Below are 25719 nucleotides of genomic sequence, written 5' to 3'. Positions count from 1 at the left end.
AGGATTTTCTTTAACGAACTCTCCGTGATAGCGGTTTTCTTTCTATCATAGATGAAAAAAGAATAAATGACTAGAGAACCGCTTATTGAGTGATTTCGGCATAATACGTATCTGAGCTTTCTACAACATTAAACCAGATTCCATTCAATTAACGTCTTAACGCAAAAAATCCCAGCTACATGAAGTCGGAATTATTCCATTAGTATTTTTTTGTTTTATAATTTGTAGACCTAATAAATCATAAGGCATTCTTCAGTCTCAGATTTGAATTTGCAAAACACATCAGCCCTTATTGACAAAAAGTCGTAAAAAAAGGAAGCTGTAGATTCCTTCTGCAGCTTCCGCATAACTTTTTTCATTATTTTTTCTATCATTAACCGGATAGTTGATCATGCTGTTGTACTTAGCTGTAAAACAATCAATCCATTCCCGGAACAAAACTCAGTTCCCAATGGATCGTGGCTGTGTATGCAGTCGCCTGTGGTACTGCTCCAGAAGGTACTTCTAGCACAACGCTATCCGCCATTGTTTCTTGATCTCCATACCGTTGGATCCACGTACCGCCGCCTTGATTTACTTCGGCGTTCGCCAGCGTTTGTCTACCAGTGTTGAGTGCTCGGCTTTCCCAGTAGTGAGGACGCATCGAATCGTTGGATCCCGTCGTTACCATATCAATGTTGTTCAGCGAGAGTTCGACACCACGAAGTTTGTGGCCATCATTGCTGACAAAGCCATCCTCTCCGAGACGAGCACTTAACGTCCATCCACTATTTTCTGCTCGCCGATCAGTGACTTGGATAAAGTTTGGTCGTTTTCCACCGAATGTATCCCCTTCAGCATTGTTTAATTGTTGTGGTTGTGCTGAATAGGAGGTTCGGCTTGAACGAATCGGTACCGACCCAAAATTAAATTGTGAAATAAAATCGATACTGATGATGCCGCGATTCACACCCAAATCTGGCGGATTATCCGGATCGATCGTATTGTCAGGTTGCAGTGGATCTTTTGGATCCATATCTTGTATTGCCTCAACGATCACCGTTTTACTTGCCCACTCACCATATAACATAGCATGGGCTGTAACAAACTCTCCCACTTGAAAGCGTTCAAAAGGCTCATACTGTGATAAATCAAATTCATAGTAACCATTTGCATCTGACATGACATGAAAGGATTCAGTATCCTGATTTATTGTTGTGATTGCTGATATCTCTGGCTCAGGGAGTGCTCCCTCTCTTTGAAATCGAATATAGCTGCTTGGTGTCGCCCTGCCAGATATAACACGAGAATTACGAAGAGACGGATCTTCTGTCAAGGAATCGATGGTCACTTCCACGTTAGGAACATGTTCAAAGAGTAAGCGATTTGATCTCGAATTAAAAGTGGTCCTCAAACTTTCCTCTGTAACTGGTAGAAAAGACGTCACACTCGTAACGTTTGTTACGGCATTTGCTGAATTGGAGATATTTGCAGTCATCGAATAAATCGGTGTCCAATGAAAGTTGGACCCGCCACTGATATTCCCATAGTCCCATTGCTTAATCGACTGCCTTCGTGCAGTAACTCCCCCACCGTGGATTAGATTGCCAGTACTCATGCTGTTTAATTTTTGAAGATTGACACGTTTGGCTTCATCTATCACAAATCTAGTAGCATTGTTTGCTCCAGAAAAACCAATAAGATTTTGACCAGTAGCAGTTGTATCCGAACGAATATCCAACGTCGCATCTTTGCCAACTTGAAGTATTCCAGTAGTCCCACTAAAATTCACGATATTCGACCCTGAGCTTGTCTGATTGATCGCTTCTATATCTAATGTACTCCTCTCACCGAGAGTAAGATTATTTCCTGCCGCTACCCAGATGAGGTTGTGCAAATTGCCATTAGTACTCGTGGTGCGCCCCGATGAACGAATATTCACAGTGCTATCTTCCATTAGCTGGATAGTGCCATTGGTTCCATTCATGACAATGGATGCCCCATTGGCTCGTGGGATTAGATTGACCGTGGCACCTTTTCCTACTGTCATATTCCCTTGCAAATTTCGAAAGGAGATATTCGCACCACCAGCCGCAAAGTCGCTAGTTGTAGTCCCCGCTGACTGCAGTGTCAATGTGGCGTTCTCTCCGATTCTTAAAGCAGCTCTTGGATCAGTTGGCCAAACCCCGCTTCTCAAATCGAGATTTCCCGAATTAAAGGTGGACAAAGATACTTCCGCATTTTCTGCAATGTCGATTTGATTGACGAGAAGATTTGCTAAGTTTCGGGTAGCAGAAATGTTCCATGACGGATTAAATATTGAAGTATAGGTAGTTGTTTGGTGTGAACTAACATGACCGGATAGAATGACACTTCCTTCTGGTTCAAGAACCATACGATTTCCAGTGCTTATCACATTGTGGAAACGAAGTCGTGAATTTCGCACATTTTCAGCTCCAGCACCATAAAAATTAAACGTACCGTAGAAACTTCCATGATAGATTTTCATGTTTTGATAAGTGACATCCCAAGGGCTAGTGGGATCATGTGTCACGAACGACATCCCTAATACCACTGCCTGCATATCGAGGGTCAATCCTTTTCCGTCAACAATCAATGTTCTAGATATACGAGGTTCCATAAACCAAATGCCATTATCTCCCCCATTGACGTTATGGAAACCATGATTGTTGTGCATATTAGTTAAACCCGCAGTAGCTGGTTCGGTAGAGTGAAAGCTTCGCTCAAAATAAATGTAATTGACACTAGGATCACTATAGGCGATTAAAAATTCTCGCCAGTTGCTGACCCCCCGCTCAACGATTTCCTGCCCCTCTAACAAATAAAGATTTCCTGAATCATTGGGGTCAAAAGGCAAATCTGGATCAGGTGTTGTAAAGATATCATCACGAGCATGCTTTGTTCCATCTTCTGAATCCTCTACTTCCTCATCCAATTGCTGCTCCTCTACTTCTCTCGGAGTTTCTGGCTCAGCTGTTTTATTGTCTTGCTCTATTTTCACAGCGAGCATCTCATTTTCTACTTGGATTTCATACTCGCCGGTTTCTTCAAAGATCAATGGGAGCAAAAAAGCGCTTAACGGTTCTTTGGACAGAAGATACCATTGCTCGGCTTCTACCTGCTGGATGACGACACCTTCTAGCAGAGAAGATGTTTCGATTTTTGCTTCTGCTGGCAAGATCAGATTGATTTCGTCTAGAGGCTGATTAGAGGTGAATTCGATTAAGACAGTCTCTCCAGGACTACCTTGCTTCGTTGCTGTTGAAAAACCAATTTCAACGTCTTGCTGTTCAGTCCCCGCAGTCTCCAAGGTAGAATACACTGCATCATCTTCTTTATCTTGTAGTGCATAAATCGTATCAATGAAAAAATTTTGAACTATGGGAAAACCCTGCTGAACAATAAACAGCCCGATAAAGATTAATGCCATTACTTTTAGTGTTTTCATTTTCATACTATTGATCCCACCTTACTTTGTTTTTTTCTTGATGATCGAGACAACAACGTGCAAAACGACTAAGACAAGTCCGATGATTCCAACAAGCAGTCACCAATTGGTCTCCGGCTAATGGAGACATCTTCATTGTTCAAACGGCGTACGTAAGTAGCATCGATCCGAAGCTCCTGTTTGCATTCACACTGTTCCTTTAGAACGAGCAGTCATCGCGGAATAGAATCGATTTAGATTCAAAGCGCCTTGAAATGGCATATGAGTACTTAATGCCATTTGCATACCAGAATGATGGCCTTCATCCAAAACCTCATAACTAACACAGCAATTAAAGAATGTCTCGCTTCACAAAAGCAATTTATTGACTGCCTAAGTTAAAAGTATCCAGTGGGTTGAGGATCGTTATTGAGACAGAAATTCGTTGTTTTTTATCACAAAAGAAATTTACTACAGAAGCAACGTTAGGCGTTACTTTAAAAACCTTTTAATACGTCTTCATTGCTGTTATTCATACACGAAGTTTCTCAAACTTACTCTCTTCCAGTATAGTGGACATCTTCCATGAGAAAAAATCAGAATATTCATCGATCAACGAAAATCGTGTTTCAAAGATGGCATTCTCTTCAAAGGGTATAAAAAAACATCAACTTTTTAAAACAAATAACGATACACCTTTTATTCGAAACATAGCAATAACATCCGAGACACTTGTTTTAAAAAAATCCACTCCTATATGTGTGAAAATATTCGTTTAAACACAAAAAACTCATGAAATGATTGAATTCTTCATCTCACGAGTCTGTTTCATCTATTAAAATATGTTTTATTTTTGCATCGAAAAATTAAGTTTCAATTATTGTCATCAGCGGTGGATCGTCACTTCTTTCTTGACTTCCACGGTGATACGGCCATTTTTGATGACCACTAAACGTTCAGGAATATCGATCAGCACATCGGCTTTTCTCTGGGTATCTAAAAGAATCAGATCTGCGCGGTTGCCAACAGCGATCCCATAGTCTTTGATATTTAATGCTTTGGCGGTATTGGTCGTAATCATTGGCAAGACCGTCGGCAAGTCATCGGCGCCGCCTAAATGCGCCACTGGCACAGCTAACATAGCGATTTGAATCAAATCCCCGTTGCCATATGGCGTAAAGGCGTTACGAATATTGTTGCTGCCTAAGCAAATATTCACACCGGCATCACGTAATTTGCGAATCGGCGTCACGGCACGACGAACGTTGTAGGCATCGTTTCTAGCACCTAAGTGTAAATCGGTCGCAGGCAACGGCATCACATTGATTTGGGCTTTGACCATCAAATCGATAACTTCTGCCAGCTGATCCGGTTCCATGGCGTGCAGCGCAGTCAAATGTCCTACTGATACCCGGCCTTGGTAGCCTTCTGCGATGGTTTTTTCACACAAGTAGACGATCGATGTATCGTCTGCTTCATCGGCAAAATCTTGATGCAAGTCAATGTCTTTGTCAAATCGTTTGGCGATCTCAAAGATCAAGTCGATGTGTTCATTGGCTGGCGCATCATTGTAAGGAATGCCGCCAACGACATCGGCGCCTCTTTCCATCGCTTCGATCATCATTTTATCCGTTCCGGGTGCTTTAAAAATCCCTTCTTGCGGAAAGGCAACGACCTGAATATCGATCAAGTCGCGGTATTCTTCTTTTAAGCGCATGATGGTATCAAACCCAGTGAAGCCTTGCGCCGGATCAAATTCGGCATGGGTGCGCACAGCAGTCGTGCCATGTACGATCAGCATTTCTAATGCGCGTTTCGCTCGATCATAAATGTCTTCTTCGGTAAAGGTCGGTTTCAGCTTTGCCGTAACTTGGATCGCTTCTTGTAATGTACCTGAATTATTAGGTTCACGATCGGCAATCAAGGCTTTGTCTAAGTGGATATGGCTTTCGATCAATCCGGGGATCACCACTTTGCCTTTCGCCTCAATCGTTTTTGCTGCTGATTCTTCAATGTTGGGTGCAACTGCGGTGATTTTTCCTTCTGAAATTGCAATGTCTACTAATTCTGCATCGTCTTCAAGACGTGCTTGCTTGATCAATAAATCCATGTTTTCCTCCTATCCATCAGCCAAACACTAAGCCGATGACTAATAATAATACGGCTGCTAAACTCAACCACTTCACGTTTCCTTTGACTACATCCAGAATCGGAATTTGGAAACCAGAAGATAAAGCTTGCATCGTAATGTTGACGAAACTCATTTGACTGCCGAGGCCAACCCCCATCGTTACAAAGCCAAGAGCTAAGACTGGGAAGCCTAATGAAACGGCAACTGGTAGCACGAGTGTTAAAACGGAGCCGACATAGGCACCTGCGGGAATCCCAATCAAGACACCCGTCAAGATCGCCACGGGAACGACGATCGCTGCGGGGGCATTTTGTGCCGCACCGGCAATTACAGCAAACGTCCCAGTTTCAGCGATCACGTTGATGAAGGCTAAAAAGATCCCCACTTGGAACAAGCGGGTCAAAATATACGTGGATCCGTCCACCATCGCTTCCACCGATTGATTCATCGAAAAGTCAGTACAAACAAAAATTAACGCCAACGTGACCACCATATAAACTAGCGGCGTAAAGAGGACAAAGCCGATCAGGTCATTGATCAACGGACCAAAGATGACCGCAAAAAGCAAGAAGATCGCAGGCAGTGTCGTTTTGAACAACTCGCCATTGCTTTTGTTCTCATACTCTTGATTGGCTGATTCTTTGAAGCCTAGATGACGACGCTTAGTCCCGAAGAATGCCAATAAAATCGCCAAACCAACGAATAACAACCAAAATGGGCGCATTTGATCGACATAAGAAGCGACACTAAAACCGCCTAGTTCAGACACGATACTAGATTCCAAAGAGGCAGGAGAAGTCGTAAAGGAGACCGCTGCCGCTAACGACATCGCTGCGATCAATTCGGGTACCACCCCAACTGCCGCAAATGCTAACGGTGCGATCACCATTGCACTCCCGCCGCCGATCCCAGACATATAAGTCGCTGCTGCCAATAAGATGACAATAAAACCAGCCACATATTCCACTTTTCCTTTGGTCCCTCTTTTGGCTAAGGTTAAGGCCGCCGTATAACTGCCCGCTTTGAAGACCGCCATCGCTACAGCGGAATTGATGATTGGCACCGTAATACTTAACATCGTCGGAATAGCTTCCAACAGTTGCGAATTGGCTTCAGCTAAACTGATCCCGCCAATAATCATCGCCAAGATCCCAGCAATCAAGCCAGCAATGATCATATCTACTTTTTTAAAGAGCAAAACCAGTACTAACACTAACGGAATCAGTACTAAAAATGCTTTGACTCCTGTTGGTGCGACGATCTCATTGATCGCTTCTGCCGCAAACACTGTTCTTTCTGAAAAGATAAAAAGAATGAGAGCCATAAACAGTGAGACGAACGTTCCCTTTTTTTTCATCACATTTCTCCTAACTTATATGAACCTTCATATAATAAATGTTGTGTTGCTATGGGGTGTTGCCGATTGATTTTTCCGCTGATGTTTCTCTGGTGTTTCTCACCTTCTTTCCTCGAAGAAAGGAATCAAGCAAAAGACACCTGCTTTTTCGACCTTTTTCGCCACTTTTTCTTTCTCTATTATAATTCTTGTTGTTAACGCTTTCTTTGGACATTATTCTAAAATAAATCTGCGTTTTTTATCCAATTGGCTAAAAGCGCAGAAAAAAGCGCGGCTTGTGGAGAAAAGAGCCTTCATTTGATCCTTTTCCTCTTTTCTCGGAGCCCCGCTTTTTTTAGTGATCTTCTGTTTATGATCGTTTTTTTCCTCGGTTTGTCCAGCGTTTCAGCCGATAAAAAAGCATCAGTTGTTTGCGCGCTCGCTTGATCCGCTGGTAGCGCTTTGGCTGTTTCTTGTAAAATGCTTGATGGTAGTTTTCCGCTGGCCAAAACTGCGTGGCCTTGCGGATCTCAGTCACGATGGGTTGCTGATAATAACCAGATTGGGCTAGCTCCTTTTTGGCTCCTTGCGCAAACACTTCCTGTTCAGCAGTCGTATAGAAAATGATTGGGCGATAAAAATTGCCGCGATCTTGAAATTGTCCGAAAGCATCTGTCGGGTCTGTCACTTGCCAGTACAACTGCAACAAGTCCTGATAGGTGATGATTTTGGGATCAAAAACGATCTCTACCGCTTCGACATGCCCTGTTGTTCCGCTTAGTACTTGATCATACGTCGGATTCGGGACTGTTCCCCCGGTATACCCCGACAAGACGGAAAAAATGCCCGGCTGATCTTCAAAAGGCTCTACCATACACCAAAAGCAGCCGCCAGCAAAAATAGCCACTTCTTGTGCTTTTCCACCTGTTTCGTTCGGCTCCACCGAAACTTCTGCTGGTTGGACTTTGCTTATTTCTTCATTCATTGCCTTTTTCGGTGCTGACTGGCTGATTGTTTGATAAAACTCTGCGACATTCGGGGTCAGATTGTTTCTCAGTGCCAAAGGACGCAACGACGCTTCTAGTTTTTCCAAAACCCGCTTGGTCTGTTGGTCTTCAAGGCTATTTGACGATTCTTTTTCGTGTTTGCCTGCTTTTTGTTTGGTCGCCAGCTGAGTTTCCAGTGTATTTTTTGCTTGCACCAGTTGTTCTCGTTCCCACTGTCTCGTGCCAGGATGCAAGATCAAATTATAGATTTCTGACAGCCACGCCATCGTTGTTTGCTTCATCACCATTGCCCCTTTGCCTCATAAAGGAGCGACTCTCTCTCCTTGTTTGGTTGCACTGTACCATAGTTTCGCCGATTCGCCCAATTTGATGCCCAAAAAACGTTCGAGAGAAATCCTCGAACGTTTTTGGCTTTTGTATGGATTAGTTCTTATTCATCCTCTGAGGGATCAGCTCAGTATCATTGGTGGGTACGCAATTGGGCATTCATTTTTTTTAGAAACATTGAACGGAATGAGATAGGATTGCCAATTTCAAAGAGTGATCAAGAACCACTCAATGCAAATGAACCTTTGCCTTTGTTGGTAAATACGCAATTTTTCTCCAATCCGTTTAAATAGTCATCGGTTTTCATCACCGTAGAGAAGGTTTCCAACGCCGATAAAAACGCTCGTTGAACAGCTTCCGCAGGAATTTCGTGCGCTTCAAATGTTAATGCTTTCGTTGCCGTAGCATCAGAAATCAGTATGGGCTGATAACCGAGTTCTTTACTAGCTCTTGTGGTTGAATCGATGCACATATGCGTCATCATCCCAGTGATGATAACTTGTTGAACACCTAAAGAGTCTAACGTCTCTTTTAAATTTGTTTCAACGAACGAGTTAGGAAAGTGCTTTTCGATAATAATAGAAGAATGCGTTGTTTTTAACTGTTCATGCAGCAGTACGCCTTTGGTCCCTTGTTCAAAAAAATCAGCTGCTTCTTGATCGTTGATGTGTTGGATATAGATGATCGGGAATTGCTTTTCGATAAAAGACGCTTCTAGTTTATTTATGTTTGCAAGCGCCTGTTCAGGGGAATGAAGGGCCATTCTTCCTTCTTTAAAATAGTCATTTTGGACATCAATAATTACTAAAGCTTTTTTCATAGAATCACCATTTCTTTTCTTATTTGTTATAATCCAGTATAAATACATATGACCTTACAACAAAGCGTCTCTTGAAAAAGATAAAGTCAATTTACTTTCATTATGAAAGGAGGAACCCTTATGGACATCATCGATGAACAAATCCTAGCTATCCTGAAACACAACAGCAAATTATCGAACAAAGAAATCGGCGAAATGGTCCACCTGACGGGACAAGCCGTGGGGAATCGGATCTTGAAATTGCAAGATGAGGGAATCATTCAGCGATTTAGTATTGTAGTAAACTACCCAAGTACGCAATACATCCGGTTTTTTATGGATTTAAATCGCTATACAGCTTTTGAAGCTTTCGTGAATCAATACAAAGAAATTGAGGTTTTTCATAAAGTTTCGGGTCAAGCTTGTTATCTCTTGGTCAGTCATTTTACAGATGTAACCTTCCCTTTATTTATAGAGAGTCTCTCAAACTGGGGCAGGTATAGTGTAGAAACCTTCGTGGCTGATAAACTCAATCATGGGGATGATTGATGTTAGCCACTGTGGATTAGCCCTACATTCATTAGATTCCTTGATATATTCATCGAAGACTCAATCGCCGAAATTTTGGCAATGATGCCCAGCAGCAGCGTGCCGAATTCAAAAATCGCCAAGCATAAAGTATTAAGATTGCTAGTGTAAACACAAAAGCGCCCCCCGTTGCCTTGTTTATAAAAGTATCGTTCAGGATCACGGGAATAGAGCTAGTATCTCAAAGATTGTACGGCGTATAATGTTACGAGACAAAGCGTTTATAGAATAAAAGAAAACAGCATGGTCAACATCGATAAGATGAGCATGCTGTTTTTATTTACTTACTTTTTGAAATACTGTTCTAACTTTCATCAATAACTCATCAACCAAGTGCTCATGCGCTTTTTCCAAAAAAACACATGCTCTGGCTTCATAATCAATTGTCGTTAATTGATCCAACAATACTTTTCCTGTTGTCTTCATTCCATAATCTGGATCAATACTTACATATAACGGATAGTTTCTACTTGTACTAGAAATCGGAGCAACGGTGGCAACATTACTATAATCTGCAATCATGTCATGACTTAAAACAATATAGGGTCTTTTTCCCGTTTGTTCATGCCCAGCACGAGGAGCTGTATCCAATAACAAAATATCCCCTTGTCTAGGTTTTCTTACCATTTTTCATTCCCTACTGCTTCACCTAAATGTTGAATTTCCACATGATTTCTCTCAGCAGTGTAGTTTTCAAATAACTCTTCAATCGTTAACTCGTTTTCTACATTTGCTGCTTCGATGATTAGCCGTTTATGCCCGTTTACTTCTTCTTGTATTATCTTCACTTTGTCATCTGTATGAATGCCAAGATACTCCATAATGTACTTTGGCAATCTAAGACCGTTACTATTGCCCCATTTTTTTATAGGTAGCATTTCCATGTTCGACACCTCTTTCTGTATATACATAGTATAACATATACCGCGACAGAGTATATACATAATTATCCTTTTTGGTCGATTCACCTAAATTCCATTAAAAAGAATCGTTCTTAAAAGTTTACTCTGCTGTGCTAATAAAAATTTGTAGTATGCTGAAATGTCGCATTGTAAAACAATGACTGACATAAACGATTTGATTATAGCAACGTGATACGCTCATTAGGTATTAACAATATTTGGATGCAAATAAGTAGTAAACAACAGGGATTGCTGTCCCTCCCCTACTTATTCCCTCATGTGTTCTATATTGGATAGCATAGCTAGTTCGAAAAAATAGTTAACTTTCCCACTAATCAGGGAGCCAACAATTTCTTCAATAGGAATACCTGCAAAACCGTCACCCATGGCTTTATCAGAAAATACGGGGTCGTTTTCTTTATCTATTCAAGTGGATATCACGGGTAGTTTTTTATTTTTTTCTGTGGTATAATAACCTTGCGAAACGATAGAAAATTTATAGCACTACAGCACAAAGGCGCTCCCTAACCGCGACGAAAGGGAGCGCCTTTTTTTATGCTAGTTGCGACTGCTAGCATGTGAGTTGGATAGCAACTTGCTTAGTTGTCGTCTTTGTCTTTCTCATCCAACCAGTGAGAAAATAGTTCGATGACTATACCAACAATAATTGGTGCGACAACCAACGATAGAAAACTCATATACACTACAAACACCCCCCCAGGGGGCAAGTTGCCTTTTTTATTATATCAAATCTTCAGCATCATTTAGACAGTTTTCAAAAATAAAAGTGTAATCTATTAATTGAATAAATTACCTATTTTTTATCTAGTAGCTGGTCTTAAATTTCTAACGTCAACTCTGTACTCACACTATAAAATAGTCTTCTATAGAAAGAATGAAGGGAAAAAATCTCAAACACTTTTAAGCTTCTAGTCCATTGTATGAATGATTTGAAATTCATTGGTTTAATTAGTTTCGCTCTTTATTTTATCGGGCTGATAAATCAGAATTGACTCTTCAATCCTATTTTCATTTTAGGTAGAAAAAAGATCGTTCTTTAGTTTGATTAAATCACTCCAAAACAACTGAGCATACGATATGCTATATGAATGACTCCATCAAAAATACCGATATGAATAAACAAGCACTTGTTGATTTCTGAGTTCTTTTGTGAGTCTTTATGAAAAAAGCACAGTTCGAAAGGGCGTACCATCAGTTAGGTACGCCCTTTTAAGAGATGTAGAAAGTATACATGTTACGGAAATTACACACAGTTATTTTTCAAAGACATTAAGTGATGTTCACGCTTCTTCCTTTTGCAATGTCATGATGACAGGACCTTCTTTGGTGATGGCGATCGAATGTTCATATTGTGCACAGTAGCTGCCGTCAATGGTGCGTGCTGTCCAGCCGTTCGGGTCCATCTTCATGCGCCAAGTGCCGGTCGTGATCATCGGTTCGATAGTGATCGTCATGCCTTCTTTCAACCGAATTCCTTTGCCAGGTAACCCGAAATGAGGAAAGAATGGTTCTTCATGAATGGTTGGGCCAATGCCGTGAGCAATAAAGTCCCGCACGACACCATACCCTTTTTCTTCAGCGAAGCTTTGGATCGCATAACCAATATCGCCAACTCGGTTGCCAACCTGTGCTTGCTCGATGCCTCTCATCAAGGCTTCTTTCGTGACTTCCATCAGTGCTTGATGTTCTGGTGAAATCTCTCCTACCGCATACGTCCAACAGCTGTCAGAGATTGCCCCTTTGTAATCGACACAAAAATCGACTTTGACGACATCGCCTGATTTTAAAACATATTCTGAAGGGAAACCATGACAAATCTCTTCATTGACACTGATACACGTCGCAAATTCATACCCTTCAAACCCGATTTGCGCGGCTGTTGCCCCTGCAGCTTCTATCTGTTGATGGACAAAGGCGTTGATTTGGTTCGTAGTGATACCGGGAACGATTTTTTCCCGTAGCTGCTCGTGAATACTTGCCAAGATACGACCAGAAGTTTTCATTTGTTCGATCTCTCGTGGGGATTTTAATGTGATCAATAGATGATCTCCTTTCCTTAAATAGCCATTACCCTGTTTCTTTTAATAATACACCTCATCTAGAAATAAGCCATGAGAAGGCACTGTTTCACCAGCTGCTTGTCGTACTTTATCGGCTAACACTTGATCGATCACTTCTGGTGGCAGTGTGCCATCGCCAATGGCAATCAGTGTGCCTGTCAAGATTCGGACCATTTTATGCAAAAAGCCGTTGCCTTTGAAGGCAAACCGCAATAGGTCGCCTTCTGGTGTGATGGTGATTTCATCGATCGTACGCACCGTTGATTTTTTTGATTTTTTCAATGCAGAAAAGCCGATAAAATCATGGGTGCCGATCAACTTCTCAGCCGCTTGCTGCATTTTTTTCAAATCAAGGGGCTGCGGGCAATGAAAACTAGTATTGCGAGCAAAGACCGATGGGATCGAGTTGTTCCAAACATAATAGCTGTATTGCTTGCCTTTGGCGTGATAGCGTGCATGGAAGCGCTCAGGTACCTCTTCAATCTTGTTGACGACGATGTCTTGCGGCAAATAACGGTTGAAGAACTGCTGCATCTCTGGCAAACTCATTTGATGGGTCGTCTTGAAATTCGCCACTTGTCCTCGAGCATGCGTGCCCGCATCGGTTCTACCAGAACCCACAATCTCAATTTCTTCTCCCGTCAATAATTTGATGACCCCTTCAACTTTTTCTTGGATCGTTTTTTCAGAATCTCCTAGTCGTTGCCACCCTAAGTAGCGTTTGCCGTCATATTCAATTGTTAATTTGATATTTCGCATGGTTGTTGCTCCTTTTTACCGATACTATCGGTGGATAGTTTTTTCTATTATATTGCTTGAGGTATTTACTTATGATACGGCGCCCCCGTATTGATTCGATACGCTCGATAGATTTGCTCCAATAAGATCAACTTCATGAGTTGATGCGGATAGGTCATTTTGCCAAAAGAGATTTTGGCATCACTGCGGGTCATGACTTCTTGACTCAAGCCTAGGGAGCCGCCGATGACGAAGGTCAGTTGGCTTTTTCCTTGGATGCCGAGTTGATCGATTTGTTTGGCGAAGGCTTCGCTGGTGGGGTTGGTGCCTTCGATCGCTAATGCAAAGACATATTCGGTGTCTTTGATTTTGGCTAAAATGCGCTGCGCTTCTTTTTCTTTGATTTGCAGCATTTGGGCTTCACTCAAGGTTTCTGGTGCTTTTTCATCTGGTACTTCGACAAACTCAAGCTTTGTGTATGCCCCCAATCGTTTGGCGTACTCGTTGATTCCTTGAACGAGGTACTTTTCTTTTAGTTTTCCTACTGTGACGATTTTGATTTTCATAGATTCCTCCTCGTTATCCCCTTATTTTATGAAAATGTGGACAGTGCTATCCACAACCTTTTACACACTTTGACTTTCTTTAAAATCCTTCTATCTTATCTATAAAACAGCGACACTTCAAGGGTTTCTTCATCCACCCAACCAAAGCTTTCAAGTTTGTCCACACACTGTGGATAAACAGACCTTCGCTTCTCCCCAGTTTTGCCTGCTATTTTTATTCAAAAATGAACGGGTTTTGCGAAGAAAATTTCATCGTTTGAAACAGATTCTTACGCAACTTCTTCATATTTTTTTCAAAATCTCTTAGTAGACTAATCTCAGATAGAAGGAATATACTGATTATAACGAATTATTCATTAAGGGGGAAATAGTAATGGCAAGAAAATATGTCACACCAGGCAAGAAAACTTCTCCTGGTTTATTAAAACGATTAGGTATTGGGATTTTAGGCGGTATGGTCGGCGGTTTATTGACCTTCGGCGGTCTGTATCTGGCAATGGGTTCCTCTTTGACTTCAACACCAGAAACCACGACCAACAGCGGGGTCCAAGATTCTAACGGACAAACCCAAGTATCCAATGTAAAACTTGATGTGACTAGCGATGTCACTGAGGCAGTTGAAAAAGTACAAGATTCTGTCGTTTCCATCATTAATCTACAACAAAGTCAAAGCAACGACTGGAACAGCCTCTTTGGTCAGCAAGGCGGACAGAGTGAAGGCGATAGCCAAAGCGACGACGACAGTGCTTTAGAAGCTTCTTCTGAAGGGAGTGGGGTCATCTACAAAATCGATGGCGACGATGCCTATGTCGTAACCAACAACCACGTCGTTGAAGGTCAAGACGGTTTGGAAGTTGTTTTAGCAGACGGTACGAAAGTCAAAGCTGAATTGGTCGGTACTGACGCTTATACAGACTTAGCTGTATTGAAAATCTCTTCAGAGCATGTAACGACTGCCGCAACATTTGGTGATTCAAGTGCCTTGAAAGTCGGCGAACCAGCCATCGCGATCGGTTCTCCTCTAGGCTCTGACTACGCAAACTCTGTGACACAAGGGATCGTTTCTTCCTTGAATCGTCAAGTAACAAGCCAAAACGAATCTGGTGGTACGATCAGTATCAATGCGATCCAAACGGATGCTGCGATCAACCCGGGGAACTCAGGTGGTCCACTGATCAACGTTGATGGTCAAGTGATTGGGATCAACTCAAGTAAAATCGCCAGCACCTCTGGCTCTGCTTCAGGTGTTAGTGTCGAAGGGATGGGCTTTGCGATCCCAAGTAACGATGTCGTTGAAATCATCAATCAACTAGAAGCAGACGGCAAAGTGGTCCGCCCTGCACTAGGTATCCAAACGATCGATTTAGGTTCCATCACATCACAACAACAAGAACAAATCTTGAAAGTTCCTTCATCCGTAACTTCAGGCGTTGTGATCTACTCAGTCAACAATGCAACACCAGCAGAACAAGCAGGATTGCAACAATATGACGTTATCACGAAGATCGATGACACAGAAGTCAGCACAACAACGGATCTGCAATCTGCGTTGTACAAACACAAAGTCGGTGACACGATCACTGTAACCTTCTATCGTGGCGATGAAGAAAAAACAGCAGAAGTAAAACTTTCCGTTGATACGTCGATCAACGAACAATCAACAGACAGCAGCAACTAATCACCAAAATCAATCGAAACAATCAAAAAATGAACTGCCGCAAAAACAGGAAGCGGCAGTTCATTTTTTTAGGCTTTACCGACTGGAAAAGCTTCACCTACAACGGCATCTTGAGGCAGCTCAAGGATGCCTTTTTTCATTGGGGCACCTTCTAAATGCAGTTCTTTAGCAGAGCAGATCATTCCAAAGCTTTCTACGCCACGAAGCGTCCCCGGCCAAATCATCAAGCCATCTGGCATCATTGCGCCAGGTTTTGCGACAACGACTTTCAAGCCTTTACGGATATTGGCAGCGCCACAGACGATTTGCAAGACTTCTCCATCTCCAACTTCTGTTTCCGTGATAGACAGATGGTCGCTGTCTGGATGTTCCACACAAGATTTCACATAGCCAACGACGATTTTTGGTTCCGTATCTGCAGGCAGTTCTTCGCTGAATCCTGCTTCTTTGATCATGGTGTTCAATTGTTGGATTTGTTCTTTCGTCAATGTCACTTGGCCACGGCCTTCGATCGTCATCACTTCTGAGATCGCAAAAAAGTTCCAGCCGACGATCGTGCCTTCTTCATTTTTGATTTGGGCAACATTGCCTTTGCGTTCGACGGTTTGTTCTAATCCTTTATCATCTGCTGTGATGGCAAGCAGTGTATCACTGACATATTCTTTGTTATAAGCAAAAATCACGTTTTTTCCTCCTTAGGTACTTACACATTCCGCCCATAATCTTAACAAATTTTTCGGCATCCGTCATGGAATTTCTTTGTTTTCCTTGAAATTCTAGTTATTTTCAAAGACAAAAAAGCCTGAAAACCAGCTACTGCTCATTTGCTAAAGACAATGCTTCACTAGCGAGCAAAACCGCTGGTTCTCAGGAACTTCCTTTTGTCACTTGTTACTACCATGCAAACTAAGGAAAAGAACACGGCAACGACAAGCTTATTTTTTCAAAAATGACCTTACGCTTTGGTTTCTTCAGGTGATACGATCAGCACGTCGCACCGGGCTTCACGGATAACGAAGCTGGCGACACTCCCCATCATGAAGCGTTCCACGGCATTCAGCCCAGATTGCCCCACCATGATCAAATCGATGTCGTATTGATCTGGTAATTGAGTGGCAAGGGCGTCTTTGATGGAGCCGTAAGCGACGATGCCTTCAACTAGATCAAAATCCACTGATTTTGCATAAGCTTTGCAGTCGTCGATCAGATTTTTCGCCGTATCTTTTTCTTGTTCCAAGATCGAACTATCCAAAGGTGCATAGCCCATCATGGTCGGCACTTGCTGGTCGATGATCGTTGCGGCATAGACCTTCCCTTGGTTTCGACGAGCGACTTCCACTGCTTTTTTGAAGGCAGACATCGCTTGATCTGAACCGTCGATCCCTACTAAAATGTTTTGATATCTTTGTGCTTCCATCTTTTTCCCCTCCTATGCTGATTGTACGCTGGTTAAAAAGGCTTCGATCTCTTCTTTGGTTTTGCGATCCTTGTTGACTAACCGTCCCAGCTCCTTGCCGTCTTCGATAACGACGAGGCTAGGAATACCAAAAATGTTCCATTCAACCGCTACATCCATGTATTCATCACGGTCGACTTCGACAAATTGAAGATCTGGAAAGTCCGCTTCGATCTCAGGCAATTGCGGTTTGATGTAGCGGCAATCGCCACACCAATCGGCGGTGAAAAAGAAGACATTTTTGCCTTTCTCCACATATGTTGCTAACTCTGCTAAATCTTTTGGAATAATCAAATACTCACCACTTTCTTTTCTTTCAGTATACACCTTTCTTTCAGGGACTACCAACTGACATGCTGATCTTGCAAAGCCCTGCAGAAAAAAAGAGACAACGGGTTGCTGTCTCTTTTCGTTCGTTCTCGCTTATTGTCCTGCCAAGATCGTATCAACGGTTGAACGATCCAAACCTTTCAAGACTTGAATCACCATTTCCCGTGCCGCTTCATAATCAGCGATACTGAATAGGGTTTGGTGGGTGTGGATGTAACGTCCAGGAACACCGATGACTGAACTTGGGATCCCTTCATTTGCCATGTGTGCCGCACCAGCGTCGGTACCACCTTTTGAAACAAAGTATTGGTAAGGAATGTTGTTGCTTTCTGCTGTATCCAACAAGAATTCTTTCATCCGTGGCAACATGATCATGCCTGGATCATAGATTCGCATCAAAGTCCCGGCTCCTAGATGACCAAAGGTACCATTTTTGGTGACTGTGTCATCTGCTGGCGAGCAATCGACCGCAAAGAACAAGTCTGGCTTGAATTTCGTCACAGACGGACGAGAACCTCGTAAGCCGACTTCTTCTTGAACGTTGGCACCAGCAATCAGCGTATGGCCTAACGTTTCCTCTTTCAAGGCTTCAAGCGCTTCTAATACGACCGCACAGCCGTAACGGTTGTCCCAAGCTTTCGAGATGATGTTTTTTCCATTGGCAGTTTTGATGGTTTCCACTTGTGGGACGATCGTATCGCCAGGACGTACACCAAAGCTTTCTGCTTCTTCTTTTGATTCAAACCCAGCATCAAACAAAATATCTGTGACTTCAACATTTTTTTGACCGCTGCTTCCTCGCAACAAATGTGGCGGTACTGAAGAAGAAACACATGGATAATCGCCTTTTGCTGTTTTCAATGTAAAGCGTTGAGCAGAAACCACATAAGGGTTCCATCCGCCCAAAGGAGTGACTTTGAATAAGCCGCGATCGGTGATCGTCGTCAATAAGAAACCAACTTCATCCATGTGAGCAGCTACCATCACTCGTGGTGCATCTGCTTCTTGGTGGTGACGCAAACCGAAGATGCCGCCTAAGCCGTCTTGTTGGATCTCGTCCACCAAGGGGGTCATCGCTTCACGCATATACGCCCGCACGTCGTGTTCAAACCCACTGGTTCCTTGTAATTCCGTTAGTTCTTTGATGCGTTGAAATGTTTTTTCTTCCATGATTATTCGAGAAACACGTATCGGTTGTTTGCTGCCCCAAAGAAACAAAGCTGCTTTTTTTGAAAAAGCAACGCTTGCTGTTGCTGTGTTTTCCAGCAATTTTTGGGTGAAACAACGGATGTGCTCTCTTCCTCCTTATTCCTACTGATATTCTTTATTATAGCGCAAATTTCTATTGTTGGTTATTTTTCTTATAGAATATTTCTAAACTATGGTAAACTATTGTTAAGAGAACCTGTGCTTTCACCGAGATCAAAACATTCGGGAAAACTTACTTTAGGAGGGACATTAGATGGAGAATGATCATCCATTGCATTATTTTAAAAATGGACTGACCATCGGTTTAGGTCTTGGCTTTGCAGGAGGGATTTTTTCAACGATCTGGTTGAAGAAAAGGCAAGCCATGAATGCCGATGATGTCTTAGACAATATAAAAGCGGCGTTTATCAAAGAAGGACCGATCGAAGGTTCTTGGATCAATTTCGAAAAACAACCTTTGCGCAAATTTGCGATCACTTCCCAAGGTTATACTGGCGGCATCACCCGCACCGAAGACGGGCAGCTTGTCACCTATGAATTTTTGGCAGATGCTCATACAGGTACCGTCTTAGATATCCAACGAGCAATCGTGGACTAATCACTGCACTTACGACCAGCTTCTTAAGAGGCTGGTCTTTTTTCTTTTTAAGCAGTGCTTTTACTGGAGCAAGGTCGCAAGGTCCAATACCACGACTTCATCAATGCTGCCGCCTTTTTGCCGATACGCCCATGCCCCACTTTCAAACAAGCAGTACAGCTGCCCTTTTTCTACCACGATCTGTTCAAGGTAATGGGGAAACTTGATGCGCCGCAACGCATGTTTGCGAGTCAGCACCGTTGCATCCTTTGAAAAGACCCATAACTCCGCCGCCCCTGGTCCAAAAGAACGTGCCAGCAACATGTATTCAGTGGTAAAGGCGATACTTTGGACTTTCGTGGTGGTGATCCTTCTCTTATGCGGCTTGATGCGAGGAGACGCTTTGCGACCGCTGTCTGAAAGAACAGGCAGCGGATAATTCGCCACCACGCCCCCTTGTTTCAAGGCAAAGGTCCCTGAGACAAGTTCACCGCTATCGGCTGCCAAATAGGAGCTGTGAGTGATGCCTGCCAATTCGATGACTTGCTGATAAGCGATAGGCTGATTGGTTGCCAAGGAATCATCTTCCAGCAGTGCTTGTAGAGAAACACACGCCACGCGCCCCATTCCTTTCCCTGTGATGGTTAGCCACAGCACTTGCGTTGCTCGATCAAAGACTAATCCGCCGACATGGGGGCGTTTTGGCAGAACCACCGTTTTCAGATGCCGTCCGCTCGTTCTTTCTATTATATAAAGCTGTGAGTGGTGTTCCTGCTGCGAACAGTACGCAGAGAGGAACAAATAGTCCTCCGAAACGGCCAACCCTTGTGGGGTCATTGCCTGACACTGATCCGCATGCTTGTACAGCCTCGTTTCTGCTTTCGCCGTTGCCGTCGTTGCCACTGCGGCAGTAGCTTTTTTTAAACCAGGAACCAAAAGGACTGCTTCCCTTTTTGCCCCGGCTGCCAACCACGCTTTCCGCACGCTGGGATAACGCTTCAGTTGAGCTGCCAGTGCTTGGTTGTGGCGCGCCTGTCGATGCTTTTTCAGCCAGTACACCACAAAAAGGCCAACCGCAAACACGCCCAAAAGCAGCAAGCTCTCTGTTTGTCTCATTGATTGGCCTCCTTGATGAATTCCCTCTTGTCGGCTGATTTACCAACCGCTTATTGTTTGTCTATTCGTAATACTGCTTAGACTACTTGAACTTCGACATCAATGTTGCCGCGAGTGGCCCGAGAATACGGACAAAAATCATGAGCTTCTTCTGCGATTTTCTCTGCCTCGGCTTTTTCAACGCCTGGTAACGATACTTCTAAAATCACGCCGATTTGGTAACTACCGTCCTCATGCTGATACAAAGACACTCTTGCTTTAACTTCGGATTCGGATTCGATGTTATGCTCTTTCAGCATATGCTGTACGGCACCGTTGAAGCATGAAGCATAGCCTGCGGCAAATAATTGCTCTGGATTGGTCCCTTCACTATGAAGACCTGGCTTGTCGATTTTCAGGTGAAAACTACCGTTTGGTGCTTCGACCTCTCCGACACGTCCGCCTCGATTGATCATCGCTGTTTCATATTGCTTTTTCATTGAACCTCTTCCTTTCTTTTTTGACCTACTTCAAGTGTAACGACAATTTTCTAATCTGACAAAAGGATTGCTTATGCATCCTTTTAAAAAACAAAAAAGGCAAACCCAGAAACTCTGGATTTGCCTGTCTATTCGAGGTAATTGCTACCCGAAATAAATGAATGTAAACAATTGCTGAATGGACTAGCCGTTTGAACGTCCTAAGAAGAATGAAACAACAGCAACTACAATAACCGCACCAATAATTGATGGGACGATTGCCATTCCAGCAAGTGATGGACCCCAAGAACCTAAGATCGCTTGTCCAATAGCTGAACCTACTAAACCTGCAACGATGTTGGCGATCCAACCCATTGATCCACCTTTATTTGTGATAGCTCCGGCGATCAAACCGATAATAGCTCCTACGATTAATACCCATAACCAATGCATATTTTTCTCCTTCTTTCTTTTAAGTAGTTATTACACATATTATGTTACGCTTAATCCCCGTTTTAGACAAAAGATTTGCACTCAATTTGCAAAAAAAATTTTCAAACCTTGTTATATTAACGTTTATCAGTACTTCCTAATTATCGTTGTAAGAGCTTTAATTCGTTTTTTTTAGTATTGGTGCATTTTTTGAAATCGTTTTATTTTGTATTTTGCATCTTATCCGCTAAACTGAGGGAGAACCACTCTTATTTTGTCAGATAATTGGCACTTTTCACTCCTCGATCAGTCCTAGGACTGCTATCTTTTCAGTACATCAGCTATTTTTCATTGGGGGACGTTTCGATCGTTTTCGATTGGAAACGTTTTTTTGAACAAAAATCATTCAATAAAGGAGAGGAACAAAATGAACAAAAAAATAGGGTATTCAATTTTGTCTTTGGCGGCAGTGATGTTAGGGGTCGCTGGCTGCGGCAGTGGTGACAGTGCCAGCGAGAACAAGCAGATTCGTATGTTCGTTTCTGGAGATACCAGTGAAGGCGGCGCTTATTCGAAAATGGCGGAAAAATACAAGGAAGAAACTGGTGTGACTGTCGAAGTCACCGATGTGCCTTATGCGGACTTGCTGACAAAGATCACCAAAGCTGTTCAAGCGGATGATGCGCCAGAAGTCGTGCGGGTTTCAACCGTTCAACCTGACTGGAATGACTATCTGATGGATCTATCAGACATCGCCAGTGAGGCAAACACATTGGAATCGATGACGATCAAAGATGAAGCAGATGTCGTCAAAGCACTTCCTTCTGATGTCACTGCCACTGGGTTGTTTATCAATACGGATTTGTTTGACGAAGCTGGTGTGACCTACCCCACTTCGGAAGAGGACATTTGGACTTGGGATGAATTTTTAACCGCGATCAATGAAGTCGTTGAAAAAACCGATGCCAAATACGGTATGGTCATGGACGCGTCGGATCACCGTTTACGGGCTTTCACCTATCAATACGGGGGACAAGATTTCTTTTTAGATGACAGCGGTGATTCTTACACGACCGATGATGCTACGAAAGCGGCTTTGCAAAAATTTGTTGATTTGAACAATGACGAAGTGATGCCAAAATCGGTTTGGACCTCTGGAGAAGATGCTTCTGCTATGTTCAAGAGCGGCCGTGTTCCAGCTTACTTTTCTGGCAGCTGGCAGATCGTTGATTTTTCTACCAACATCAGCAACTTTAACTGGCAATCCACCTATTCTCCTTATGAAGAGACCCGCGCGGTCAATATGGGCGGCAACTTCATCACTGGCTTCAACAATAGTAAAAACAGTGAAGAAGGCGAAAAATTCATCAAATGGTTGTACGAAGAAGAAAATTACAAACAGCTTTGTACCTATGCTGGTTACTTACCTGCGGTGGAAGATTTGACGGTCGACTATGAACAAGGCCAGGATGCTTATGAAATCTACAACCAAGAGATCGCAGCCGCTGCTCAACCAATCAGCAGCAAGCAAACTACCGATCAAGTGACGATGAGTATGAAAGGCTACACTGGATTGACAGGGGCTTACCGTGATGCCATCGTGCAAGTATTAAATGATGAAATTACATTAGATGAGGCAATCGACAAGACGATCAAGGATTACAATGATGGGTTTTTGAAGAAATAAACAGACGTTCAACCACAAAGAACCCATAGTCTGACTTTTTGCAGACTGCGGGTTCTTTGTTGCTGATACGATCGTCGGAGGAGGAATTTTCTGTGAGTACTTTACAAAAAAACAAATGGCCGTTGCTATTCACTGGCGCAAGCATCATTTTGTTCATTATCTTCTTTTTGATTCCAGCACTCTTAGGACTTTATTACTCGTTAACCGACTATAAAGGCTTTGCGACAGCCAATTTTATCGGCTTGGCGAATTATCAAGAACTGTTTCAAGACGCCAGCTTCTATAAAGCACTATTTCGTACATTTCGTTATGTGATCATTCTGGTCCCAAGTATCTATGTCGTTTCTCTCGCCGTCGCTTTGATGTTGAACAGTCAGCTGGCGAAAGGCAAATTTTTCGCAAAGATCATTTTTTTCTTACCATGGACCATCTCTGGGATCATCGCTGGGGTTATCTGGAAATGGCTGTTTGGTGAAAACTTTGGCTTTATCAACTTTATTCTAGAGCAAGCGGGACAACCAACTGTCCCGTGGTTTACCGACTCGAATGCTGCCTTTTCTGTCATTATTTTGGCTGCCATCTGGGGCGGGACTGCCTTTAACATGCTGCAATTTACTGCAGCTTTGAAAAATATCCCTCGCTCATTGTATGAAGCTGCTGAGATCGACGGCGCCAGCTTTGGGCATAAATTACGCTACATCACCTTGCCTATGCTGCGGCCGACTTCCTTTATGGTCATCTTATTGGCTTCGATCGGCGCTATGAAAGAGTTCGCCCTCGTGCAATCGCTGACCAATGGTGGTCCAGGAACCGACAACATGTTGATCGTGCAATATATCTATACGACTGGGTTTGACAAAATGCGGGTCGGCTATGCCAGTGCTGCCTCCATGGTACTTTTCGTGATTCTTTTACTGTTAGGCTTAGCACAAATGAAGATTGGAGGCGGCAAGAATGACATCTAAGACCATCAAAACCAAACGACCTGTCACAAGAAAGTCAGCGATGTTTTTTTTAACGCTGGCACTGATCATCACTTCCCTGCTGTACCTTTTTCCACTACTTTGGTTCTTATTGAGTGCCTTTAAACCAGGGACTGAATTATTTGCTTATCCCTTGAAAATCATTCCTGAAAATCCAACCATTCAAAACTTTATTGATGCTTGGACAACATTGGATTTCTTTCGTTACTTCAATAATACGTTGATTTCAGCGGTGGTCACCACTTTATTGACGATCCTAGTCAGCGCCGCCTGTGGCTATGCCTTTGCAAAATATGATGCGAAATGGCTGCGTTTTTTCTTCATCTGTATCATCGCCACCACCATGCTGCCGACGGAAGTTATCATGAACCCAACATTTTCTGTCATTCGTTCACTAGGCTTATATGATAACTTATTGGGGATCATCATCCCTTCCATCAATACAGCAACAGGTATCTTTATGTTCCGAACCTTTTTCGTCTCCGTTCCTGACGATCTGATTGAATCAGCCCGCATCGATGGCGCTTCGGATGGGATGATCTTTTTGAAAATCATGCTGCCGATTGCCCGACCAATCATTATGACACTGGGGATCTTTTCCTTCCAGTGGCGGTGGAATGATTATATCTGGCCCTTGATCGTCTTGAATGATCCGAAAAAATACACCTTGCAAGTGGCGATCCGCAGCTTGGTGGGCGCGGAAAATATCAATTGGACGATTTTGATCGCTGCCTCGGTAATTTCCATTTTGCCTTTGCTGCTGGTCTTCCTCGCCTTTCAGCGCTGGATTCTCGACAGCAATTTAGACAGCGGACTAAAATAAAAAAAGTGCCGACTGCTTCGTCACACCTTTCTCCTTTTATGGATGAACGGTGCAACAGAGCAGCGGCACTTTTTATTTTGAAAAGTCTTTTCGTGACAAGTAGACGGCAGTTAAAATGCCGACTAAAATAGCCAAGCCAAAGACGACAATCGTACCGATCGCATTGTCTTTTCCTGGCAACCCTCCGGTGTTGATCCCCCATAGCCCCGCGATCAAGGACGGCACAGCCACCACTAATGCCGCAGAATCCAAGTATTTCATCAGATGGTTTAGATTGTTGTCCATCATATCGGAGAACAAGCCACCGATGGTTTCTAACAAGTCGCGATAAATAGTGACCATTTTCATGGCAAATTTTTGCCGCAGCTTGATGTCATAAACAAGGGCTTCATTATCCAAACGATCCAAAAATTCTTTGCGATCCATCAATCGATCGACAGTATGGTTTTGGTCCCGCAAGGTGTGATCAAGATAGACCATGTCTCGCTCGGTATCGGCTAAGTTAAACAATTCCTTGTTTTCCGTCGTTTTACGGGCTGCTTGATCCAAATCATCGATTTGCTTCTTCATCTCCTGCAAACCTTTGATGTAATGGGTGTAGATCATCAACGTCGAATAGGCAACGATATCTTCATACCGCTGGATATCTTGCTCATGCTTTTCGATCAATCGTTTGATCAAATTGGATTGATGGGAGACATACGTAATCAACAGATCCTTGGTGTAGATAAAAGTCACAGGCTCAAGACGGTCTTCGATCCGATCTTGTGTCACTTCCGACAAATCGATCAAAGTATAGAGAATCGGATGATTTAACTTGGTGTTGCGCAAGTATTCCAAACGTGACACTTCTTCCGGTTCATTGGCGCCAATAAAAATATCTTCAGGCAGTTGATACTTATCTAACAAGTGTCGTTGTTCCTCTGGTTCTGTGCCAGAAACCACTAGCCAATTGTAATCCTCCTCCGAAGATTTCCTTATTTTTCGGTCTTCCATTTTGTAATACTGAAACATGGTGACTCGCTCCTTTTCTAATTCTCTCTTAATTTAACTATCTAACGCTTACGG

Annotated in this window: 26 protein-coding genes; 6 read left to right on the top strand and 20 right to left on the bottom strand. The window is 43.0% G+C overall.

The window, feature by feature from the left end; genetic code table 11:
• Positions 1 to 418: 418 nt before the first annotated feature.
• The 5 genes from IGI82_RS05290 to IGI82_RS05270 form a co-directional block, all read right to left on the bottom strand.
• Complete coding sequence (locus tag IGI82_RS05290; protein ID WP_438841829.1) at positions 419 to 3454, bottom strand: WxL domain-containing protein; 3036 nt, start codon at positions 3452 to 3454, stop codon at positions 419 to 421.
• Positions 3455 to 4313: 859 nt separating this feature from the next.
• Positions 4314 to 5537 (bottom strand): amidohydrolase family protein, encoded by a 1224-nt coding sequence (locus tag IGI82_RS05285; RefSeq protein WP_413153591.1) that lies wholly within the window; start codon positions 5535 to 5537, stop codon positions 4314 to 4316.
• Positions 5538 to 5553: 16 nt separating this feature from the next.
• Positions 5554 to 6915 carry a hypothetical protein gene (locus tag IGI82_RS05280; protein ID WP_005225442.1) on the bottom strand — a complete coding sequence of 454 codons (1362 nt, stop codon included), beginning with the start codon at positions 6913 to 6915 and terminating at the stop codon, positions 5554 to 5556.
• Positions 6916 to 7264: 349 nt separating this feature from the next.
• Positions 7265 to 8188, bottom strand: coding sequence for a peptide-methionine (S)-S-oxide reductase MsrA (msrA, locus tag IGI82_RS05275; RefSeq protein WP_438841828.1), 924 nt, complete (start codon positions 8186 to 8188; stop codon positions 7265 to 7267).
• 257 nt (positions 8189 to 8445) lie between these two features.
• Positions 8446 to 9048 (bottom strand): cysteine hydrolase family protein, encoded by a 603-nt coding sequence (locus IGI82_RS05270; protein ID WP_438841827.1) that lies wholly within the window; start codon positions 9046 to 9048, stop codon positions 8446 to 8448.
• A gap of 120 nt (positions 9049 to 9168) precedes the next feature.
• On the opposite strand from IGI82_RS05270, the gene IGI82_RS05265 reads away from it, so the two are divergent.
• A complete protein-coding gene (locus tag IGI82_RS05265) occupies positions 9169 to 9576 on the top strand; it encodes an Lrp/AsnC family transcriptional regulator (protein WP_438841826.1) in 408 nt (135 codons plus the stop codon).
• Positions 9577 to 9891: 315 nt separating this feature from the next.
• On the opposite strand, the gene IGI82_RS05260 is transcribed toward IGI82_RS05265, so the two are convergent.
• From IGI82_RS05260 to rlmH, 7 genes are all read right to left on the bottom strand, one after another.
• Positions 9892 to 10242: a type II toxin-antitoxin system PemK/MazF family toxin gene (locus tag IGI82_RS05260; RefSeq protein ID WP_016610020.1), complete on the bottom strand. Its 351-nt coding sequence runs from the start codon at positions 10240 to 10242 to the stop codon at positions 9892 to 9894.
• Positions 10236 to 10526 carry an AbrB/MazE/SpoVT family DNA-binding domain-containing protein gene (locus tag IGI82_RS05255; protein WP_080583835.1) on the bottom strand — a complete coding sequence of 97 codons (291 nt, stop codon included), beginning with the start codon at positions 10524 to 10526 and terminating at the stop codon, positions 10236 to 10238. The genes IGI82_RS05260 and IGI82_RS05255 overlap by 7 nt, the downstream gene beginning before the upstream one ends.
• Positions 10527 to 10784: 258 nt before the next feature.
• Positions 10785 to 10943, bottom strand: a complete 159-nt coding sequence (locus IGI82_RS05250; protein WP_332283190.1) for a PTS glucose transporter subunit IIA — start codon at positions 10941 to 10943, stop codon at positions 10785 to 10787.
• Between the two features lie 173 nt (positions 10944 to 11116).
• Positions 11117 to 11215 carry a type I toxin-antitoxin system Fst family toxin gene (locus IGI82_RS05245; protein ID WP_115233064.1) on the bottom strand — a complete coding sequence of 33 codons (99 nt, stop codon included), beginning with the start codon at positions 11213 to 11215 and terminating at the stop codon, positions 11117 to 11119.
• Between the two features lie 603 nt (positions 11216 to 11818).
• A complete protein-coding gene (map, locus tag IGI82_RS05240; protein ID WP_061054428.1) occupies positions 11819 to 12577 on the bottom strand; it encodes a type I methionyl aminopeptidase in 759 nt (252 codons plus the stop codon).
• A 42-nt stretch (positions 12578 to 12619) separates the two neighbouring features.
• On the bottom strand, positions 12620 to 13357 hold the full coding sequence (gene truA, locus IGI82_RS05235) for a tRNA pseudouridine(38-40) synthase TruA (RefSeq protein ID WP_438841825.1): 738 nt from the start codon (positions 13355 to 13357) through the stop codon (positions 12620 to 12622).
• Between the two features lie 65 nt (positions 13358 to 13422).
• Positions 13423 to 13902 carry a 23S rRNA (pseudouridine(1915)-N(3))-methyltransferase RlmH gene (rlmH, locus tag IGI82_RS05230; RefSeq protein ID WP_438841824.1) on the bottom strand — a complete coding sequence of 160 codons (480 nt, stop codon included), beginning with the start codon at positions 13900 to 13902 and terminating at the stop codon, positions 13423 to 13425.
• Between the two features lie 373 nt (positions 13903 to 14275).
• Between rlmH and IGI82_RS05225 the strand changes: the two genes are divergently transcribed.
• Positions 14276 to 15580 (top strand): S1C family serine protease, encoded by a 1305-nt coding sequence (locus tag IGI82_RS05225; RefSeq protein WP_010747716.1) that lies wholly within the window; start codon positions 14276 to 14278, stop codon positions 15578 to 15580.
• A gap of 68 nt (positions 15581 to 15648) precedes the next feature.
• Here IGI82_RS05225 and ytpR read toward each other — a convergent pair whose 3' ends face one another.
• The 4 genes from ytpR to pepA form a co-directional block, all read right to left on the bottom strand.
• The gene (gene ytpR, locus IGI82_RS05220; RefSeq protein WP_005225431.1) at positions 15649 to 16263 is read right to left on the bottom strand and encodes a YtpR family tRNA-binding protein; all 615 of its coding nucleotides are present in this window, start codon (positions 16261 to 16263) and stop codon (positions 15649 to 15651) included.
• Positions 16264 to 16535: 272 nt separating this feature from the next.
• Positions 16536 to 16997 (bottom strand): universal stress protein, encoded by a 462-nt coding sequence (locus IGI82_RS05215; protein ID WP_005225429.1) that lies wholly within the window; start codon positions 16995 to 16997, stop codon positions 16536 to 16538.
• Positions 16998 to 17009: 12 nt separating this feature from the next.
• Entirely contained in the window at positions 17010 to 17330 is a 321-nt protein-coding gene (locus IGI82_RS05210) for a thioredoxin family protein (RefSeq protein WP_016613643.1), read from the bottom strand.
• 129 nt (positions 17331 to 17459) lie between these two features.
• Positions 17460 to 18536 (bottom strand): glutamyl aminopeptidase, encoded by a 1077-nt coding sequence (pepA, locus tag IGI82_RS05205; protein ID WP_005225427.1) that lies wholly within the window; start codon positions 18534 to 18536, stop codon positions 17460 to 17462.
• Positions 18537 to 18828: 292 nt separating this feature from the next.
• Between pepA and IGI82_RS05200 the strand changes: the two genes are divergently transcribed.
• Positions 18829 to 19173, top strand: coding sequence for a hypothetical protein (locus IGI82_RS05200; RefSeq protein ID WP_438841823.1), 345 nt, complete (start codon positions 18829 to 18831; stop codon positions 19171 to 19173).
• 60 nt (positions 19174 to 19233) lie between these two features.
• Here IGI82_RS05200 and IGI82_RS05195 read toward each other — a convergent pair whose 3' ends face one another.
• From IGI82_RS05195 to IGI82_RS05185, 3 genes are all read right to left on the bottom strand, one after another.
• A complete protein-coding gene (locus IGI82_RS05195; RefSeq protein ID WP_438841822.1) occupies positions 19234 to 20268 on the bottom strand; it encodes a hypothetical protein in 1035 nt (344 codons plus the stop codon).
• A 77-nt stretch (positions 20269 to 20345) separates the two neighbouring features.
• The gene (locus tag IGI82_RS05190) at positions 20346 to 20747 is read right to left on the bottom strand and encodes an Ohr family peroxiredoxin (protein ID WP_005225423.1); all 402 of its coding nucleotides are present in this window, start codon (positions 20745 to 20747) and stop codon (positions 20346 to 20348) included.
• A 183-nt stretch (positions 20748 to 20930) separates the two neighbouring features.
• A complete protein-coding gene (locus IGI82_RS05185) occupies positions 20931 to 21179 on the bottom strand; it encodes a GlsB/YeaQ/YmgE family stress response membrane protein (RefSeq protein WP_005225422.1) in 249 nt (82 codons plus the stop codon).
• Positions 21180 to 21585: 406 nt separating this feature from the next.
• Here IGI82_RS05185 and IGI82_RS05180 point away from each other — a divergent pair, with 406 nt between their 5' ends.
• From IGI82_RS05180 to IGI82_RS05170, 3 genes are all read left to right on the top strand, one after another.
• Positions 21586 to 22845 (top strand): ABC transporter substrate-binding protein, encoded by a 1260-nt coding sequence (locus IGI82_RS05180; protein WP_010747713.1) that lies wholly within the window; start codon positions 21586 to 21588, stop codon positions 22843 to 22845.
• Positions 22846 to 22937: 92 nt separating this feature from the next.
• Positions 22938 to 23810 (top strand): carbohydrate ABC transporter permease, encoded by an 873-nt coding sequence (locus IGI82_RS05175; RefSeq protein WP_016610005.1) that lies wholly within the window; start codon positions 22938 to 22940, stop codon positions 23808 to 23810.
• Positions 23800 to 24651: a carbohydrate ABC transporter permease gene (locus IGI82_RS05170; protein ID WP_010747711.1), complete on the top strand. Its 852-nt coding sequence runs from the start codon at positions 23800 to 23802 to the stop codon at positions 24649 to 24651. The genes IGI82_RS05175 and IGI82_RS05170 overlap by 11 nt, the downstream gene beginning before the upstream one ends.
• Before the next feature lie 72 nt (positions 24652 to 24723).
• On the opposite strand, the gene IGI82_RS05165 is transcribed toward IGI82_RS05170, so the two are convergent.
• Positions 24724 to 25665 (bottom strand): magnesium transporter CorA family protein, encoded by a 942-nt coding sequence (locus IGI82_RS05165; protein WP_375818529.1) that lies wholly within the window; start codon positions 25663 to 25665, stop codon positions 24724 to 24726.
• Between the last annotated feature and the right edge of the window lie 54 nt (positions 25666 to 25719).

Source organism: Enterococcus sp. AZ067 (assembly GCF_051715005.1).
GTDB lineage: Bacteria > Bacillota > Bacilli > Lactobacillales > Enterococcaceae > Enterococcus_D > Enterococcus_D casseliflavus.
The sequence above is the reverse complement of the archived record's forward strand: the minus strand, read 5'-3'. Positions and strand labels throughout refer to the sequence as shown.

Excerpts from the sequence above, each read along its gene's own strand:
- IGI82_RS05290 (WP_438841829.1), bottom strand. The coding sequence starts at position 3,454 with ATGAAAATGAAAACACTAAAAGTAATGGCATTAATCTTTATCGGGCTG.
- IGI82_RS05285 (WP_413153591.1), bottom strand. The coding sequence starts at position 5,537 with ATGGATTTATTGATCAAGCAAGCACGTCTTGAAGACGATGCAGAATTA.
- IGI82_RS05280 (WP_005225442.1), bottom strand. The coding sequence starts at position 6,915 with ATGAAAAAAAAGGGAACGTTCGTCTCACTGTTTATGGCTCTCATTCTT.
- msrA (WP_438841828.1), bottom strand. The coding sequence starts at position 8,188 with ATGGTGATGAAGCAAACAACGATGGCGTGGCTGTCAGAAATCTATAAT.
- IGI82_RS05270 (WP_438841827.1), bottom strand. The coding sequence starts at position 9,048 with ATGAAAAAAGCTTTAGTAATTATTGATGTCCAAAATGACTATTTTAAA.
- IGI82_RS05265 (WP_438841826.1), top strand. The coding sequence starts at position 9,169 with ATGGACATCATCGATGAACAAATCCTAGCTATCCTGAAACACAACAGC.
- IGI82_RS05260 (WP_016610020.1), bottom strand. The coding sequence starts at position 10,242 with ATGGTAAGAAAACCTAGACAAGGGGATATTTTGTTATTGGATACAGCT.
- IGI82_RS05255 (WP_080583835.1), bottom strand. The coding sequence starts at position 10,526 with ATGTATATACAGAAAGAGGTGTCGAACATGGAAATGCTACCTATAAAA.
- IGI82_RS05245 (WP_115233064.1), bottom strand. The coding sequence starts at position 11,215 with ATGAGTTTTCTATCGTTGGTTGTCGCACCAATTATTGTTGGTATAGTC.
- truA (WP_438841825.1), bottom strand. The coding sequence starts at position 13,357 with ATGCGAAATATCAAATTAACAATTGAATATGACGGCAAACGCTACTTA.
- rlmH (WP_438841824.1), bottom strand. The coding sequence starts at position 13,902 with ATGAAAATCAAAATCGTCACAGTAGGAAAACTAAAAGAAAAGTACCTC.
- IGI82_RS05225 (WP_010747716.1), top strand. The coding sequence starts at position 14,276 with ATGGCAAGAAAATATGTCACACCAGGCAAGAAAACTTCTCCTGGTTTA.
- IGI82_RS05215 (WP_005225429.1), bottom strand. The coding sequence starts at position 16,997 with ATGGAAGCACAAAGATATCAAAACATTTTAGTAGGGATCGACGGTTCA.
- pepA (WP_005225427.1), bottom strand. The coding sequence starts at position 18,536 with ATGGAAGAAAAAACATTTCAACGCATCAAAGAACTAACGGAATTACAA.
- IGI82_RS05200 (WP_438841823.1), top strand. The coding sequence starts at position 18,829 with ATGGAGAATGATCATCCATTGCATTATTTTAAAAATGGACTGACCATC.
- IGI82_RS05195 (WP_438841822.1), bottom strand. The coding sequence starts at position 20,268 with ATGAGACAAACAGAGAGCTTGCTGCTTTTGGGCGTGTTTGCGGTTGGC.
- IGI82_RS05190 (WP_005225423.1), bottom strand. The coding sequence starts at position 20,747 with ATGAAAAAGCAATATGAAACAGCGATGATCAATCGAGGCGGACGTGTC.
- IGI82_RS05185 (WP_005225422.1), bottom strand. The coding sequence starts at position 21,179 with ATGCATTGGTTATGGGTATTAATCGTAGGAGCTATTATCGGTTTGATC.
- IGI82_RS05180 (WP_010747713.1), top strand. The coding sequence starts at position 21,586 with ATGAACAAAAAAATAGGGTATTCAATTTTGTCTTTGGCGGCAGTGATG.
- IGI82_RS05170 (WP_010747711.1), top strand. The coding sequence starts at position 23,800 with ATGACATCTAAGACCATCAAAACCAAACGACCTGTCACAAGAAAGTCA.
- IGI82_RS05165 (WP_375818529.1), bottom strand. The coding sequence starts at position 25,665 with ATGTTTCAGTATTACAAAATGGAAGACCGAAAAATAAGGAAATCTTCG.